Source organism: Halodesulfovibrio oceani subsp. galateae (assembly GCF_055397225.1).
Genome location: NZ_AP042453.1, coordinates 2,320,932 through 2,334,719, shown reverse-complemented (window position 1 = coordinate 2,334,719; position 13,788 = coordinate 2,320,932). Strand labels below are relative to the sequence as shown.

The following is a 13,788-nucleotide window of genomic DNA, read 5'->3' as shown; positions in this document are numbered from 1 at the left end:
AGGAAGGAGAGAGTTTGTAACTCTCTCCTTTTTTATTGGTGTGTTCTAATTTGAAGTTGTACAGAACATTTGTGGACGTAATGTTAGCAAGGCTTCATAGTGAGTATTTAGAATACATCATTATATGAACAGTGGAGTACGTTTTGACTGTTAATCGAGTGCTTGGCATTGACCCCGGTTCCCGCGTGATGGGGTGGGGCGTGATAGAAGAAATTTCCGGCGTGGTGAAATTGGTCGACTGTGGTGCCATCCGCGCTACCGATAAAGATTTTGCGCGTCGTATGGGGGTAATATTCAAAGAACTCGATGCAATAGTACGATTGCATAAACCGTCCGTTGCGGCGGTGGAGAACGTATTTACGGCTAAAAACCCAGCATCTGCACTAAAGCTTGGTCAGGCTCGCGGGGTAGCTCTTGCTGCGTGTGCTGCGAATGATGTGGAAGTCTTTAGTTACGAACCTACCAAAATTAAGCAGACTATCGTCGGTGGTGGCCGTGCCGCTAAAGAACAGGTTGCATTTATGGTGGCTCAAATTTTAGGTGTGAAACAGCCTAAATGGGCACTGGATACATCCGATGCTCTTGCTGCCGCAGTTTGTCATCTCAATACAAGTCGTTACACAAAATATCTTTAAGCAATGCTTCTAGATTCTAACTACGTGCTTTCATAAATATACTGTGGTATTGAAAAATGAGGCGCGTGATTTTGTGTATAACATACAAAAAATATCGATGGTCGGATCAAATTTCGAAAATCTGAACTCTTCAATATGAAAGGTAGTGGGGCATAAGCCGCTACGTTACGCAAGCAACGGGCTGGCCTCGCAGATAAAAGTTTTTGGAGAGTCCAGAGAAGCCTTTTTTCAAAAAGGTTCTCTGGCCGCCGGAGGCAGCGTCGCAGACAAAAAAAGCGTCGCAGACACACCAATTGCCAAACTGTACCGCAGAAAAGCCGTGCCTGAGACAACTTGTCTTTACCGGCCACAACGTAAAATGCTTCTTTCAAATGTAAAACCAGCTTTATTTATTGAAGCGTCTTGGGTAATAGACACTTGATAGTCGGAAGCGGTTGAAAGATGTTGGTGCAATGCTGCTGTTTCCGGTTCAATTCATACAAAAAATTTCTTCAAAGTATATATTATGATCGCATATCTCGAAGGTAAAATTGCAGAGGCAACAGAGCAGAGTGTCATTATCGTCACCGAAGGCGGTGTCGGGTACGAAGTCCGTTTGCCAGCCCATACTATGAGCCGAGTACCTGCTAAAGGCGGCGATATCGCAGTATTCGCGTACACTGTTGTGCGTGAGGACGCGTTGGAACTGTATGGCTTTGAGTCATGGGACGAGCGCCAGATGTACACCACGCTGATTTCCATTTCAAAAGTTGGTGGCAAAACAGCTCTGGGCGTTTTGTCTGTGTACCGTCCTGATGATCTGCGTCGTATTGTTTTTGAAGAAGATATTAATGCACTGACGCAGGTTTCCGGCATTGGCAAGAAAGGCGCACAGCATATTTTCCTCGAATTAAAGTACAAGCTTAAAGTGGACGAAATGCCTGTTGTATCCGGCAAAGGTGATGCGCCCGCAACTAGTGTGTACCGTGACGCCTTGGATGGCCTTGCTAACCTTGGTTACGGCGAAGACGAAGCTGCGCCGTTGCTCAAAACTATTTTGAAAAATGAGCCGGATCTCGATGTGGGTAGTGCTCTACGTAGTGCCCTTAAAGCTCTTGCAAAGGGATAGGAATGGATACTGACCAGAATATCTGCATGGATGAGTCTGTTCGTCCTTCGTCTCTTGATGACTTTATTGGTCAGGAAGAGCTGCGCAAAAATTTAAAAGTATACATTCAGGCTGCCAAAACTCGTGGTCAGGCTATGGATCACACCATGTTTTATGGTAATCCAGGGCTTGGTAAGACAACATTATCTCAGATTATGGCTGAAGAGCTTGGGGTTAATATTGTCTCAACGTCGGGGCCAGTTTTAGAACGCAGTGGTGATTTAGCCGCAATTTTGACGAACTTAGGGCCGAACGATATTTTGTTTGTAGACGAAATTCATCGTATGCCTATCAGCGTTGAAGAGGTGCTGTATCCCGCTTTGGAAGATTTCAAGCTTGATCTTGTCATCGGACAGGGGCCGGGAGCACGCACTGTAAAGATTGACTTGGAACCCTTCACTCTGGTAGGAGCCACAACCCGCATCGGATTATTGTCTTCACCGCTGCGCGATCGCTTTGGCGTAATCTGCCGATTGGAGTTTTACTCCCCGGAAGAGCTCTCAAAAATTGTCACACGTACTGCACGCATTTTAGGCGTAGAAATAGCACCGGACGGCGCTTTAGAAATTGGTCGTCGCTCCCGTGGTACGCCTCGTATTGCCAACAGACTTTTACGCCGAGTTCGCGACTTTGCGACTGTGCAAGGTGGGAGAACTGTTGATGCAGAGCTTGCAAGCAGTGCGTTGAAGATGATGGACGTTGATGAAAGTGGTCTTGATCAGATGGACAGAAAGCTGCTGAGTGTTCTTATTGAACATTATGGCGGCGGCCCTGTTGGCGCTAAGACGCTGGCGGTTGCTTGTTCTGAAGATGTTAAGACGATTGAAGATATTTACGAGCCGTACCTGATCCAATGTGGTTTTATTAAGCGTACGCATCGTGGCCGGGTAGCAACGGCTAAAGCGTATCGTCATTTAAAATTTCTGGCATAGGATAGTGCCGAGAACACATAACCTAGGAGAAAATATGCCTCAGAAAACATGCAGGGTAGAACTTGTTGCCGCAACTCCAGATCCAATGGCAGTTATTTATGCAGCATTCAGACAGTGCTACCATGCAGGATTTGTAGGTGATATGCATACCAAGCTTGTTGACGGAGATATCTCTGCTGAAAAACAAGCTGCATTTATCCGTAAGGTTATGGAATCAGGTCACGCCAGCCCTATTGAGCATGTGTCGTTTACATTTGCAATAGAAGGTGTTTCTCGCGCATTAACACACCAGCTTGTACGCCATCGTATCGCGTCATTCTCTCAGCAGAGCCAGCGCTATGTTGACGGAAGCGATTTTGATTACATTCTGCCGCCTGCTTTTGCGAAGATTCCAGAAGCAAAAGCGCGCTTTGAAAAATTATTAGATGAAGTCGGTGACGCGTATCAGGAATTGAAGCAAATTCTTGAAGATAACGGACGAGGCGAAAAGGCAAAAGAAGATGCCCGCTTTGTGCTGCCGCAAGCTACAGAATCCAAAATTGTAGTAACAATGAACTGTCGAAGCCTTATTAACTTCTTTGAACACCGTTGTTGCACTCGTGCTCAGTGGGAAATCAGAGGGTTAGCGGATCAGATGCTTAAAATTTGTCGCGACGTGTTGCCGTGTGTCTTCGAAGATGCGGGTGCTCGCTGTGAGAAGTTGAAGTACTGCCCTGAAGGGGAGAAGTTTACCTGCGGTCGTTACCCACTTCCATAACTAATCGGGTCACACCGCTTATAACCGCCTTATATTGGCTGGTTGTATATTTGTTATTTGCAATGTGTGAATAGAAAAATTGATGCCGTAATAGCTTGGTTGTTTTATAACACGCTGTAAAAACTTATTGTTTCGATTTGTATTTATAGTGGAAGTTTCATTGTAGTGCGACTTTCACATACTTTTTTACAAAAAAGCTAGAATAAAAAGTGCGTCAAATGATTGCCTTTTCCGAATATTAGCTTTAAAAGGCGAATTCTTCAGTTTTCGACAATACTAATTGTGGAAAACTTTTCCACAAAACTGTGGAAACTATAAAGTCTACCGCGCCAACACTTGTTGTCCGTGCGTCGAATAATTCGCCTGAAAATAGTGTTTTGCTAAAAAAGGTAGATAAATCGAGATATTGTTAAACTTAGCCGGATGATAGCACCTGTGTAGAGACTAACAGGTATCACTGGTTTAACTCGAATTGCGGAATAGCATGAAAGAACGTAGGAACATCCCCATGATTGATATTTGGGGCCAAATCCGAGAAATTCTACAAGAAAGCCTTAACCCCGGCATTTTCAAAGTATGGATTTCACCACTACACGCTGAAGTCGATGGTACTACCATCCGACTGACAGCTTCTAATGACTTCGTTGCTTCTTGGGTGCGTGAGCGCCTGGTGAACGATATTATGGAAGCTGCCACTTCTGTTATGGGTGAACGTCCAACTATTACTGTTGTTGCCGGTGCCGCTAAAGCTATTGTAAAGCCGAAAGCTCAAGCTCAAACCGCTGCGCCTAAAGCTGCACGTGTGTCTGAACCTCAGACCGCGTCTGCTCCTGTGCTCTTTGGTGCTGACAATAAAAGAGTTGTTCAGCAGCAGCTTCCTGTAGAACGTACGCTGGTTTCTAAAGCCCTTGACTGGCGATTTGATTTCGACAGTTTTGTAGTGGGGCCGAGCAACGATCTTGCTTTCGCCGCATCACAGGGAATTACACGCGATTCTCTTTCTTGCAGCACACTCTTTTTGAGTTCTGCACCGGGACTTGGTAAAACTCACCTCATGCAGGCAGTTGGCGGTCAGCTTTGTAAGCATAGCAACCGTATCAACCCAAGAGTTGAATATCTCACCGCTGAAGAGTTTGCTACAGGTCTCGTAACTTCCCTTAAACATCGTGATACAGAACGTTTCAAAACACGTTACCGTGACATTGATCTTCTGTTGCTTGAAGATATTCATTTCCTTCAGGGTAAAGAACGTATGCAGGACGAAGTTCTTGCAACAATTAAATCTTTGCAGTCCCGCGGTTCCCGCGTTGTACTTTCCAGTTCTTTTGCCCCGCGTGATTTAAAAGACGTAGATAACCAGCTTGTTTCCCGTTTCTGTTCAGGATTCCTTGCTGTTATTGATAAGCCGGATTTTGAAACCCGCCGCGATATTCTTTGCAAGAAAGCACGTCTTTATCAGGTAGATTTGCCAGAAAACGTGACTGATTTGCTTGCAGAAAACATTCATTCGGATGTACGTCAGATTGAGAGCTGCTTACACAACCTCATCTTGAAAGCACGTATCCTGAACGAACGTATTTCTATGGACATGGCATGGGACGTCATCGGACATTACGCATCCCGTGAAGTCATCATGAACATGGACTCAATTGTACGTTGTGTCTGTAGCTGTTTTGATCTTTCATATGATCAGCTTAACTCACGCAGCCGTAAGCGTGAGCTGGTAACAGCGCGCAACACAATCTTCTTCCTTGCTCGTAAGCATACCGATCTCTCTTTGAAGCAGATCGGTTTGCAGTTTAACCGTCGCCATTCAACAGTGTTGAAAGGTATTACAAATCTTGAACGGGAAATGAGCCGTAGTACACCGACTGGTCGTCAGGTGTCTAATACAGTGAAGATGATTGAAAAGAATGGACGAATTTCCGCCCCCTGAAACTAGTCGGGGGTCGTAAGTCTTGTTTGTGATAAGGCGCGTACCGCTCGATGCGGCACGCGCCTTTTTTGTTTTTCAGGAGTGTACAATTTAAAGCACTTTGCTTTACATCCCCATTGGCTATTGTACGTAACTGATTGCAACACTGACGGATTGGTAGAGGAAGAAAAGCTTTGCTTTTTAACAAAAATGTAATAGCTCTGCTCAGAGTAAGTTATTGCATTGCCAGTTTGGAGGAAATATGCACGAAAATAAAGCATATAAAGATATTGCTCCCCGATTACTCGGTCTTCGTGAAGCAGTAGACATGACGGTAGAAGAGCTCTCCGAAAAAGTAGGAGTAAAGCCCGATACCGTAGCACTGTACGAAGAGGGTGAAACCGAAATTCCTGTTAGCTATCTTAAAGATGTAGCAACAATCTGTGGTGTTGACCTTACGTCACTCATCACCGGTCAGGAAGGTCATCTTCATGACTACACACTCGTGCGAAAAGGTGAAGGCCTTAGCGTTGAACGTCGAGTTGATTACGACTACTTCAACCTTGCTGCACGTTTTACTAATAAAAAGATGGAGCCGTTCCTCGTAACTGTTCCTGCAAAAGATTTAAACGAGCTTACTTGGAACGAGCATAGCGGTCAGGAATTCATTTACCTGCTCGAAGGCAAGTTGGAAGTATGGCTTGATCAGAAACGCCATAAGCTAGAAGCAGGTGACTCCATTTATTTTGATTCACGTATTGCTCATGCACTGCGTGGCTTAGATGGTGAACCAGCAACCTTTCTTGACGTTATTAGCTAGTTTCTTTCCGGTGCAGTGATTGAACTGCTGCACCCCCGCAAGTGCAAATGCACGCCGGAAGGGGACATGACACAGGGGATGTTGTCAAAAGTTATTACGTTAATACCACCTCGGTGGTGAATGGTATCCCCAAGAGGGATAAGGATAGAGTGATGAAAAAGTTTTCCAGTTCCAGCTATGAAGAGTTTGTGCACGAATTTTCTCTAAGTGTTCCTGATAATTTTAACTTTGCATTTGATGTTTTGGACTCCATCGCTGATGAAGATCCAGACCGCCTTGCGATGGTGCATGTTGATGATGCAGGCACACGCAATGACTACTCGTTTGCATGGTTTCAGGAACAATCCGCAAAGCTTGCTGGTGCCTTAGAAATACAAGGGCTCAAAAAAGGCGACAGAGTAATGCTTATTCTCTACCGCCGAGTTGAATTCTGGGTGTCCATGCTTGCTTGCCATAGGCTTGGGCTTGTACCAGTTCCGTCTCCTTCACAGTTGACTGTAAAAGATATTGATTTCCGTGTTCGTCGCGCCAATATTCGCGGTATGATCGTCGAAGATTCCGTGGCGGACCGTGTTGAAGCTGCACGTGCAACTTGTCCTTCATTGACCTGTCTAGTGCAGGCTGGTGGCGATTCTGTTGCAGATGGCTGGCATGCATACGATGAACTTGTTGCATCTGGTCCGTCAGAGTTCCCTCGTCCGCAAGATCCGGAACGTAATTCAGGTGGCAGTGATTCGCTGCTCATTTTCTTCTCATCTGGTACAACCGGTATGCCGAAAATGGTTGAACACACGCACACCTATCCAATGGGACATTACGTAACTGGTGCTCACTGGCATGATTTGGAACCAGACGATCTTCATTTGACTCTGGCAGACACAGGCTGGGGTAAAGCAGTCTGGGGTAAATTCTACGGACAGTGGATGGCTGGTGCCGCCGTGTTCGTATGGGATTTCCGCGGAAAGTTTGAACCATCTGCATTGCTTGAGCAGTTAGCAGAACATAAGGTTACCACCTTCTGTGCACCTCCAACCGTATATCGCTTTCTCATCCGTCAGGATCTCACTAAGTACGACTTGTCAGCATTACGCCATTGCACAACAGCAGGCGAGTTGTTGAACGACAGCGTATTTCTTGAGTGGCAGAAAATGACCGGACTACCAATTTATGAAGGGTACGGACAAACAGAGACTACTCTGCAAATCCTTACTCTCCCTTGCATGGAAGCAAAGCCGGGTTCCATCGGAAGACCTGCACCGGGCTGGGATGTTGTACTGATGGACGCTGAAGGCAACATCTGCAATCCAGGTCAGGAAGGTGAAATCTGCGTAAAAACTTCAGACGGTGCTCCAGTCGGTTTGTTCTCAGGTTATCTTGAAGATCCAGAAAAAACTGCATCTGTTATGTTCGACGGTTACTATCATACCGGTGATAAAGCATGGATGGACGAAGACGGTTACTTCTGGTTCTTAGGTCGTGTGGATGACCTTATTAAGTCTTCAGGATACCGTATCGGACCTTTTGAAGTTGAATCCGCTCTTATTGCGCATCCGGCTGTTATTGAAGCCGCAGTTACCGGCGTACCGGACGATCTGCGGGGACAGCTGGTAAAAGCGACTGTAGTGCTGGCTCCTGACTACTCTGAGTCTGAAGAACTGACAAAAGAGCTGCAGAACTATGTAAAAAAAGTGACTGCACCGTACAAATATCCGCGTATCATTAACTACGTAAAGGAATTGCCAAAGACCATCTCTGGCAAAATCCGACGCGTTGAAATTCGCGAACAGGATGCTAACGCTGAATAAGCATTAGCCACACAGAAATAAAAAAGCCCCCTGAAGATATTCAGGGGGCTTTTTTATGTTTTATACATAGCAAAGTCAGTTAGACACGGTCTGTCTCAGAGAATCCCGCTATGGAGCAAAGAGAGTCGTCGTATGTCCAACCATTACAAATTGCAAAGACTATTTGTCGAGATCTTTCATGCTGAGTGAGATACGTTTTCGAGGCGCGTCTACCTCAAGTACTTTTACAGTTACTTTTTGCTGAACTCGCACAACTTCTGACGGATCACTGACGTAACGGTCAGCAAGTTGTGAGATGTGAACGAGGCCGTCCTGATGTACTCCAATGTCTACAAACGCACCAAACTTGGTAACGTTTGTAACAATTCCGGGTAGCATCATGCCTTCGTATAGATCAGAAATTTTGTGAACATCAGCGAATTTAAATTCGGTAAACTGCTCACGAGGATCACGTCCGGGACGTGCTAACTCACTGATAATGTCGTTAAGTGTTGGTAGTCCAATGGTCTCTGTGACATAGCTTTGGAGCTGAACTTTAGATTTGAGATCAGATTTTCCAATAAGTTCGGGAAGGCTTGAAGCCAAATCTTTCGCAATTTGCTCAACCACTTTGTATGATTCCGGATGCACAGCTGATGCGTCTAGCGGGTTTTTTGCGTCATGAATTCGCAAGAAACCGGCACACTGCTGGTATGCTTTAGGTCCAAGTCGAGCAACTTTAAGAAGCTCTTTTCGTGACGTAAAGGCACCGTTTTCTGTGCGATAGTTGATTACGTTTTGCGCTAAAACAGCACCCAGACCTGATACATGAGTGAGCAATTCCTTGCTGGCTGTATTCAATTCTACACCAACACTGTTAACGCAAGAGGCTACAACATCGTCGAGTGATTTTTTGAGTTCAGTCTGGTTTACGTCATGCTGATACTGTCCAACACCGATCGATTTCGGATCAATTTTTACGAGCTCTGCAAGTGGGTCCATGAGACGACGACCGATTGATACAGCACCGCGGACAGTGATGTCTTCGTTTGGAAACTCTTCACGGGCGACAGCAGACGCGGAATAAATGGATGCGCCGGATTCGTTGACCATGTTGACGGTCACATCAGGGAGATTCAGATTACGAACGAATGTTTCGGTTTCACGTGATGCTGTTCCGTTACCGATGGCAATCGTTTCAATACTAAACTTTTTGACAAGTGCTCGCACACGTTCGCCAGCCTGTGCTTCTTTACCTGCGCCGGATGTAGGAAAAATTGTTTCGTTGTGCAGCAGGTCACCATGTTCAGACAAGCATACAAGCTTTGCTCCTGTACGGAATCCCGGATCAAGAGCGAGTACCCGTTTTTGACCAAGCGGCGCACCAAGCAGTAACTCGCGAAGGTTTGAGGCAAAAACGGAGATTGCTTCAATGTCTGCCCGTGTTTTTAATTCGCCGCGAAGATCATTCTCAAGCGAAGGACCGAGCAGACGTTTGTAAGCATCTTCACAGGCAAGAACAACTTGTTTACCGCAGTCATTACGGGAACCAACAAAATGGTTGGTGAGTGCGTTAATTGCTGCTCCGTCGTCAGGTCTGATAGACAGGCTGAGTAAGCCTTCCTGTTCACCACGGAACATGGCAAGCAAACGATGACTTGGTGCTTTCGCTACTGGCTCTTCCCAGTTGAGGTAATCCTTGTAGGTAGCAGCTTCATCTTCTTTTTTTCCGCGTGCTAGTTTGGATGAACATACGCCTTTTACGGCAAATATTTTGCGGAAAACCGTACGTGTTTGAGTGTCTTCACTTATGCGTTCCGCAATGATGTCGCGTGCGCCTTTAAGGGCTGACTCAGCGTCCGGAACGTCTTTTTCATCTGAAACATATGCTGCAACGAGCGATTCCAGTTTGCAATTGTCTTGCTCAAAAATAAGATTGGCTAAAGGCTCCAGCCCACGTTCACGAGCTGTTTGTGCTTTTGTACGACGTTTCGGCTTATATGGCAGGTAAATATCTTCAAGTTCAGATAGGGCACCGGCTTTTTGCAGGGCGCTTGATAGTTCGTTTGTCAACTGGTCACGTTCGGTGAGAGCTGATATGATGGCATCTCTACGCTTGTTGAGAGCTGTCAGAACGTCATGTTTGTCGCGAATATCTGCAATTGCAACTTCGTCCAGTGAACCAGTGGCTTCTTTTCTGTAGCGGGCAATAAAGGGAACTGTTGCACCTTCTGCTAATAAATTGAGTACGGAAGCTACGTTCTTTTCGGCAAGGCCAAGGTCTTGCGCAATAATTTTTTGTGAGTTTGACATTATAAAGAATGCTCTCTTTCGTGCGTATGGTATGTTAGTAGTTACTTACTGGTGTTAAAACGTATTGCCCACATGGGAAAGGAGGACGTTATGACGTTTACATACAAAGATCTGCCAGTAGTTCTTCGTGAAACAGAAATGGTTACCCTTAAAGATGGCACGCAGTTACGTTTTGAGGCAAATGGCGGAGCACAAGAAGTCTTTGTGAATGATGAGTGGACTTCGCGTGCATCTCTCTTCCAAGGGATGGATCACGATTTGAATTTAACAGGAGATCAGGTCCATCTTATCTCAGAACCAGATGGTCTGCGAGTAGAACTGAAGTAGCTTGATATTACAAGAACGAATTTGTGTTTCGTTGCTAGGTTACACGGCAACAATGTAAAAGACCAAACCCCTGTGTGGAATTTGGTCTTTTTTTTGAACTACTGACAAGAATACCTGCATATTCTTATCAAAAATTATGCTCATATGCTTTTGTGGAAAGGTTGCGCCCTAACGTGGTTGCTCTTCACTTCGCGCGCCCAGCGCTGTTCGAAGATAGCCACCAAGGAAATTACCAACTTCATCTGTGTTACCGGCTGTTACCCCCAGTTCTGACAGGTCTTCAGCAATTTGTTCTTCCATACGCTCTGATTCCATGAACATGAGATACACGAGTGCGATGGTTGCATTACTTTCTTCTGTGTTGTCACACATGTCTGCAAGTTGATCTGTTTTAACCGTTTGCAACATGCGGTCTGCAAACATTTCAGCCCATTTTTTATAAATATCTTCCGGTAATGTTGGAATGTGCTGAGAAATCTCAGCAGAAGCATCTTTTTCAATATTTGGAAGTGTTACGTCCATAAATTCTCTAAGAGCCTCAGATCGGCTACCTATTGAATCATCAATTCGGCGCATAACCGTTGCAATTAAATGGTCACGTATTGCAAGTATATCCATTTTAATCCCTTTGTTTCTGGCGAAAAGACATAAAGGCGTTCTCTAAAATGCACGTGCAGAGTACAGAATTGTGACTGTCGGGGCAATAGGAAGGCTCAAAAAAGATGCAACACTGCATCGCTAGAAAGGGTTACATGGACAGTTTTATCGGGGTGGGAGGGTGTAATAGATGGGAATAGTTTGGTTTAAAAATAAAGAGCTTTTGAAAAATAAAATGTATACGTGAAAACGTATACACACAGCTTAGCCCCTGTCCGGACATTCCGAACAGGGGCTTTGGGCTTTTTCCAAAGAGGATGTATGCTTATAAAGCTGCTTCTGCAGCTTTGATGGCTGCATTGTAATCTGGTTCGTCAGTTACTTCCGGAACTATCTGGGAGTATACGACTTTATGGTTACGATCGATGACGAAGACGGCACGTGCAAGGAGGCGAAGCTCTTTGATTGCAACGCCATAAGCGTGACCAAGTGAAAGATCTTTATGATCGGAAAGTACTTCAACAGATTTAATACCTGCAGCACCGCACCAGCGTGCTTGTGCAAACGGAAGGTCGGTTGAAACTGTCAGTACTTCAATATCTTCATGAAGGTCTGCTGCTTCCTGATTAAAACGACGTGCTTCAACGTCGCATACTGGAGTATCCAGGGAAGGAACAGTTACAAGAAGAATAACCTTGCCTTCGTAATCGGCAAGAGATTTTGGGGCTAAGTCAGTTGTGAGTATGGAGAAGTCTGGAGCAAGGTCGCCAACTTCTACTGCGGATCCTTCGAGAGTAAGACCATTGCCCTGAAAAGTGATGACACCGGAACGTTCAATCATGAGAATTCTCCTGACAATAAAGTTTATATTATAGCCCTATTGGGCAGCGTTTTTGTCTGTTGAATATCTTCTACACAAAAAAAGCTCTACTGGGAATAGTTATTATTAATATTTACACTTTTTTAAAAATCCTCTAACAGTACAGAGGCATTCATTACTTTTTATACAGGAAAACCAAGACCCATCACTTATTTTATTCAGTTGATTCAGCCTCATTATTGTAACCTGATGTGTTTATAGAATAGATAGTTTTACAGAAAGAACTTGAGTAATAGTTGAGAAACCTAAGCTCATGGGTAAGATTATAGGTCAATAGTTGCAGAGTAAGGAGAATTGTTCATGACCAAAGTGGAAAAGCCGGATGTACTCATAATTGGATCAGGCCCTGCAGGGGGATCTGTTGCGCGAACATGTGCGGCAGAAGGCAAGCATGTGGTAGTGGCAGATTATCAGCCCTTTGGTGGAACATGTCCGTTACGTGGATGTGAACCTAAAAAATTTCTGTTTGATGTAACCAACGTCGCGTTACGCCGTAAACACATGGTGGATAGAGGGCTTCGCGGGGACCTTACAATTGATTGGGAAAAGATGATGTCAGGAATGGCAGAAATGCGTGATCCCATTCCGTCCCTTGTAGAAAAATTTTATGCGGAGCATGGAATTGTTGGCGTGCACGGCAAAGCACATTTTACTTCACCCGATACAGTTGTCATTAACAAACAAAAATATCAGCCAGATAAAATTGTGATTGCAGCTGGCGCGACTCCTCGTGAAGTCGATTTTCCCGGGCACGAGCTGCTGACATCAACAGACGAATTTTTCGAAATGAAAGAACTGCCGTCACGCATTGTATTTATTGGTGGTGGATTCATTGCATTCGAACTATCTAATGTTGCGGCAATCTCTGGTGCTCAGGTTGATGTAGTTCTCCGCAGTGACAGATTCTTGCGCCGGTTTGATTCATCGCTTGTTGACTGCATGATTGAAGCAAGCCGCGATATGGGCGTTCGCTTTCATACCATGTTGCCACCAAACTCTCTTAAACGAGATCGTGATGAGCTTGTACTTTGTGCAGGTGAAGACGATATTAAATTCAGAGCAGACTGTGTTGTTCTTGCTGCAGGACGCGTTGCACACGCAGAAGCATTGAACCCCAAAAAAGGTCAGCTTGAGCTTAATCATAAGGGCGGCATAAAAGTTAACGAATTTATGCAGAGCACCTCGAATCCTCGTGTATACGCAGCTGGTGATGTTGTAGGAAACAGTATGGAGCTAACCCCAGTTGCATCAATGGAAGCAATGGTGGTCGCGAGCAACCTTCTTTATGGAAACAAAGAAAAACCAGACTACTCAGTGGTGCCGTACACGCTCTTTACGCATCCGCCGTTAAGCTCGGTAGGGTTGCGAGAAGAACAAGCACAGGCACAGAATATGTCCTACAAGGTTTTTGAAGGAAGTGCCTCAGGATGGTCAGAGTATCGTAGAATTGGTGAACTTTATCCGTCATACAAGATTCTTGTTTCCAAAGATGATGATACAATTCTCGGTGCAACCATAAACGGACATAACTCTGAAGAGATAATCAACATATTTGCCTTTGCGATGAGAACCAAGACTACTGTGGCTGATCTTGCAAAATGGCTCTGGGCGTATCCGTCATTCGGATACACCATAAGGTACATGCTTAAATAGTCTTGCAGTTGAGTTCACTTGTCGACGT

12 protein-coding genes are annotated in these 13,788 nt (G+C 45.1%); 9 read left to right on the top strand and 3 right to left on the bottom strand.

What is annotated here, in order from left to right:
- Positions 1-188: 188 nt before the first annotated feature.
- The 7 genes from ruvC to ACZ5V1_RS10490 all read left to right on the top strand — a co-directional run bounded on the left by ruvC (position 189) and on the right by ACZ5V1_RS10490 (position 8,011).
- Complete coding sequence (ruvC, locus tag ACZ5V1_RS10520) at positions 189-635, top strand: crossover junction endodeoxyribonuclease RuvC (protein ID WP_464391619.1); 447 nt, start codon at positions 189-191, stop codon at positions 633-635.
- Between the two features lie 505 nt (positions 636-1,140).
- Entirely contained in the window at positions 1,141-1,743 is a 603-nt protein-coding gene (ruvA, locus tag ACZ5V1_RS10515; RefSeq protein ID WP_464388803.1) for a Holliday junction branch migration protein RuvA, read from the top strand.
- 2 nt (positions 1,744-1,745) lie between these two features.
- Positions 1,746-2,714 carry a Holliday junction branch migration DNA helicase RuvB gene (gene ruvB / locus ACZ5V1_RS10510; protein WP_464387051.1) on the top strand — a complete coding sequence of 323 codons (969 nt, stop codon included), beginning with the start codon at positions 1,746-1,748 and terminating at the stop codon, positions 2,712-2,714.
- A 34-nt stretch (positions 2,715-2,748) separates the two neighbouring features.
- Complete coding sequence (thyX, locus tag ACZ5V1_RS10505; RefSeq protein ID WP_464388802.1) at positions 2,749-3,471, top strand: FAD-dependent thymidylate synthase; 723 nt, start codon at positions 2,749-2,751, stop codon at positions 3,469-3,471.
- 508 nt (positions 3,472-3,979) lie between these two features.
- Positions 3,980-5,407 (top strand): chromosomal replication initiator protein DnaA, encoded by a 1,428-nt coding sequence (gene dnaA, locus ACZ5V1_RS10500; RefSeq protein ID WP_464388801.1) that lies wholly within the window; start codon positions 3,980-3,982, stop codon positions 5,405-5,407.
- Between the two features lie 241 nt (positions 5,408-5,648).
- Positions 5,649-6,206 (top strand): helix-turn-helix domain-containing protein, encoded by a 558-nt coding sequence (locus ACZ5V1_RS10495; protein ID WP_160714737.1) that lies wholly within the window; start codon positions 5,649-5,651, stop codon positions 6,204-6,206.
- Positions 6,207-6,358: 152 nt separating this feature from the next.
- Positions 6,359-8,011 (top strand): AMP-binding protein, encoded by a 1,653-nt coding sequence (locus tag ACZ5V1_RS10490; protein ID WP_464388800.1) that lies wholly within the window; start codon positions 6,359-6,361, stop codon positions 8,009-8,011.
- Between the two features lie 159 nt (positions 8,012-8,170).
- Here the strand turns inward: ACZ5V1_RS10490 and ACZ5V1_RS10485 are convergent, their stop codons facing one another.
- Entirely contained in the window at positions 8,171-10,303 is a 2,133-nt protein-coding gene (locus ACZ5V1_RS10485) for a Tex family protein (protein ID WP_464388799.1), read from the bottom strand.
- Between the two features lie 90 nt (positions 10,304-10,393).
- Between ACZ5V1_RS10485 and ACZ5V1_RS10480 the strand changes: the two genes are divergently transcribed.
- Entirely contained in the window at positions 10,394-10,630 is a 237-nt protein-coding gene (locus tag ACZ5V1_RS10480) for a hypothetical protein (RefSeq protein ID WP_160714731.1), read from the top strand.
- 168 nt (positions 10,631-10,798) lie between these two features.
- Here ACZ5V1_RS10480 and ACZ5V1_RS10475 read toward each other — a convergent pair whose 3' ends face one another.
- Together ACZ5V1_RS10475 and tpx are read right to left on the bottom strand one after the other, a co-directional pair.
- Positions 10,799-11,248, bottom strand: coding sequence for a hypothetical protein (locus tag ACZ5V1_RS10475; RefSeq protein ID WP_464388798.1), 450 nt, complete (start codon positions 11,246-11,248; stop codon positions 10,799-10,801).
- A 304-nt stretch (positions 11,249-11,552) separates the two neighbouring features.
- Positions 11,553-12,068, bottom strand: a complete 516-nt coding sequence (gene tpx / locus ACZ5V1_RS10470) for a thiol peroxidase (RefSeq protein ID WP_464388797.1) — start codon at positions 12,066-12,068, stop codon at positions 11,553-11,555.
- Between the two features lie 339 nt (positions 12,069-12,407).
- On the opposite strand from tpx, the gene ACZ5V1_RS10465 reads away from it, so the two are divergent.
- Positions 12,408-13,760, top strand: coding sequence for a dihydrolipoyl dehydrogenase family protein (locus ACZ5V1_RS10465; RefSeq protein ID WP_464388796.1), 1,353 nt, complete (start codon positions 12,408-12,410; stop codon positions 13,758-13,760).
- The last annotated feature ends 28 nt before the right edge of the window (positions 13,761-13,788 follow it).

Coding starts and splice junctions, on each gene's coding strand:
- ruvA (WP_464388803.1), top strand. CDS start 1,141: ATGATCGCATATCTCGAAGGTAAAATTGCAGAGGCAACAGAGCAGAGT.
- ruvC (WP_464391619.1), top strand. CDS start 189: ATGGGGTGGGGCGTGATAGAAGAAATTTCCGGCGTGGTGAAATTGGTC.
- ACZ5V1_RS10465 (WP_464388796.1), top strand. CDS start 12,408: ATGACCAAAGTGGAAAAGCCGGATGTACTCATAATTGGATCAGGCCCT.
- thyX (WP_464388802.1), top strand. CDS start 2,749: ATGCCTCAGAAAACATGCAGGGTAGAACTTGTTGCCGCAACTCCAGAT.
- tpx (WP_464388797.1), bottom strand. CDS start 12,068: ATGATTGAACGTTCCGGTGTCATCACTTTTCAGGGCAATGGTCTTACT.
- ACZ5V1_RS10485 (WP_464388799.1), bottom strand. CDS start 10,303: ATGTCAAACTCACAAAAAATTATTGCGCAAGACCTTGGCCTTGCCGAA.
- ACZ5V1_RS10480 (WP_160714731.1), top strand. CDS start 10,394: ATGACGTTTACATACAAAGATCTGCCAGTAGTTCTTCGTGAAACAGAA.
- ACZ5V1_RS10475 (WP_464388798.1), bottom strand. CDS start 11,248: ATGGATATACTTGCAATACGTGACCATTTAATTGCAACGGTTATGCGC.
- ruvB (WP_464387051.1), top strand. CDS start 1,746: ATGGATACTGACCAGAATATCTGCATGGATGAGTCTGTTCGTCCTTCG.
- ACZ5V1_RS10490 (WP_464388800.1), top strand. CDS start 6,359: ATGAAAAAGTTTTCCAGTTCCAGCTATGAAGAGTTTGTGCACGAATTT.
- ACZ5V1_RS10495 (WP_160714737.1), top strand. CDS start 5,649: ATGCACGAAAATAAAGCATATAAAGATATTGCTCCCCGATTACTCGGT.
- dnaA (WP_464388801.1), top strand. CDS start 3,980: ATGATTGATATTTGGGGCCAAATCCGAGAAATTCTACAAGAAAGCCTT.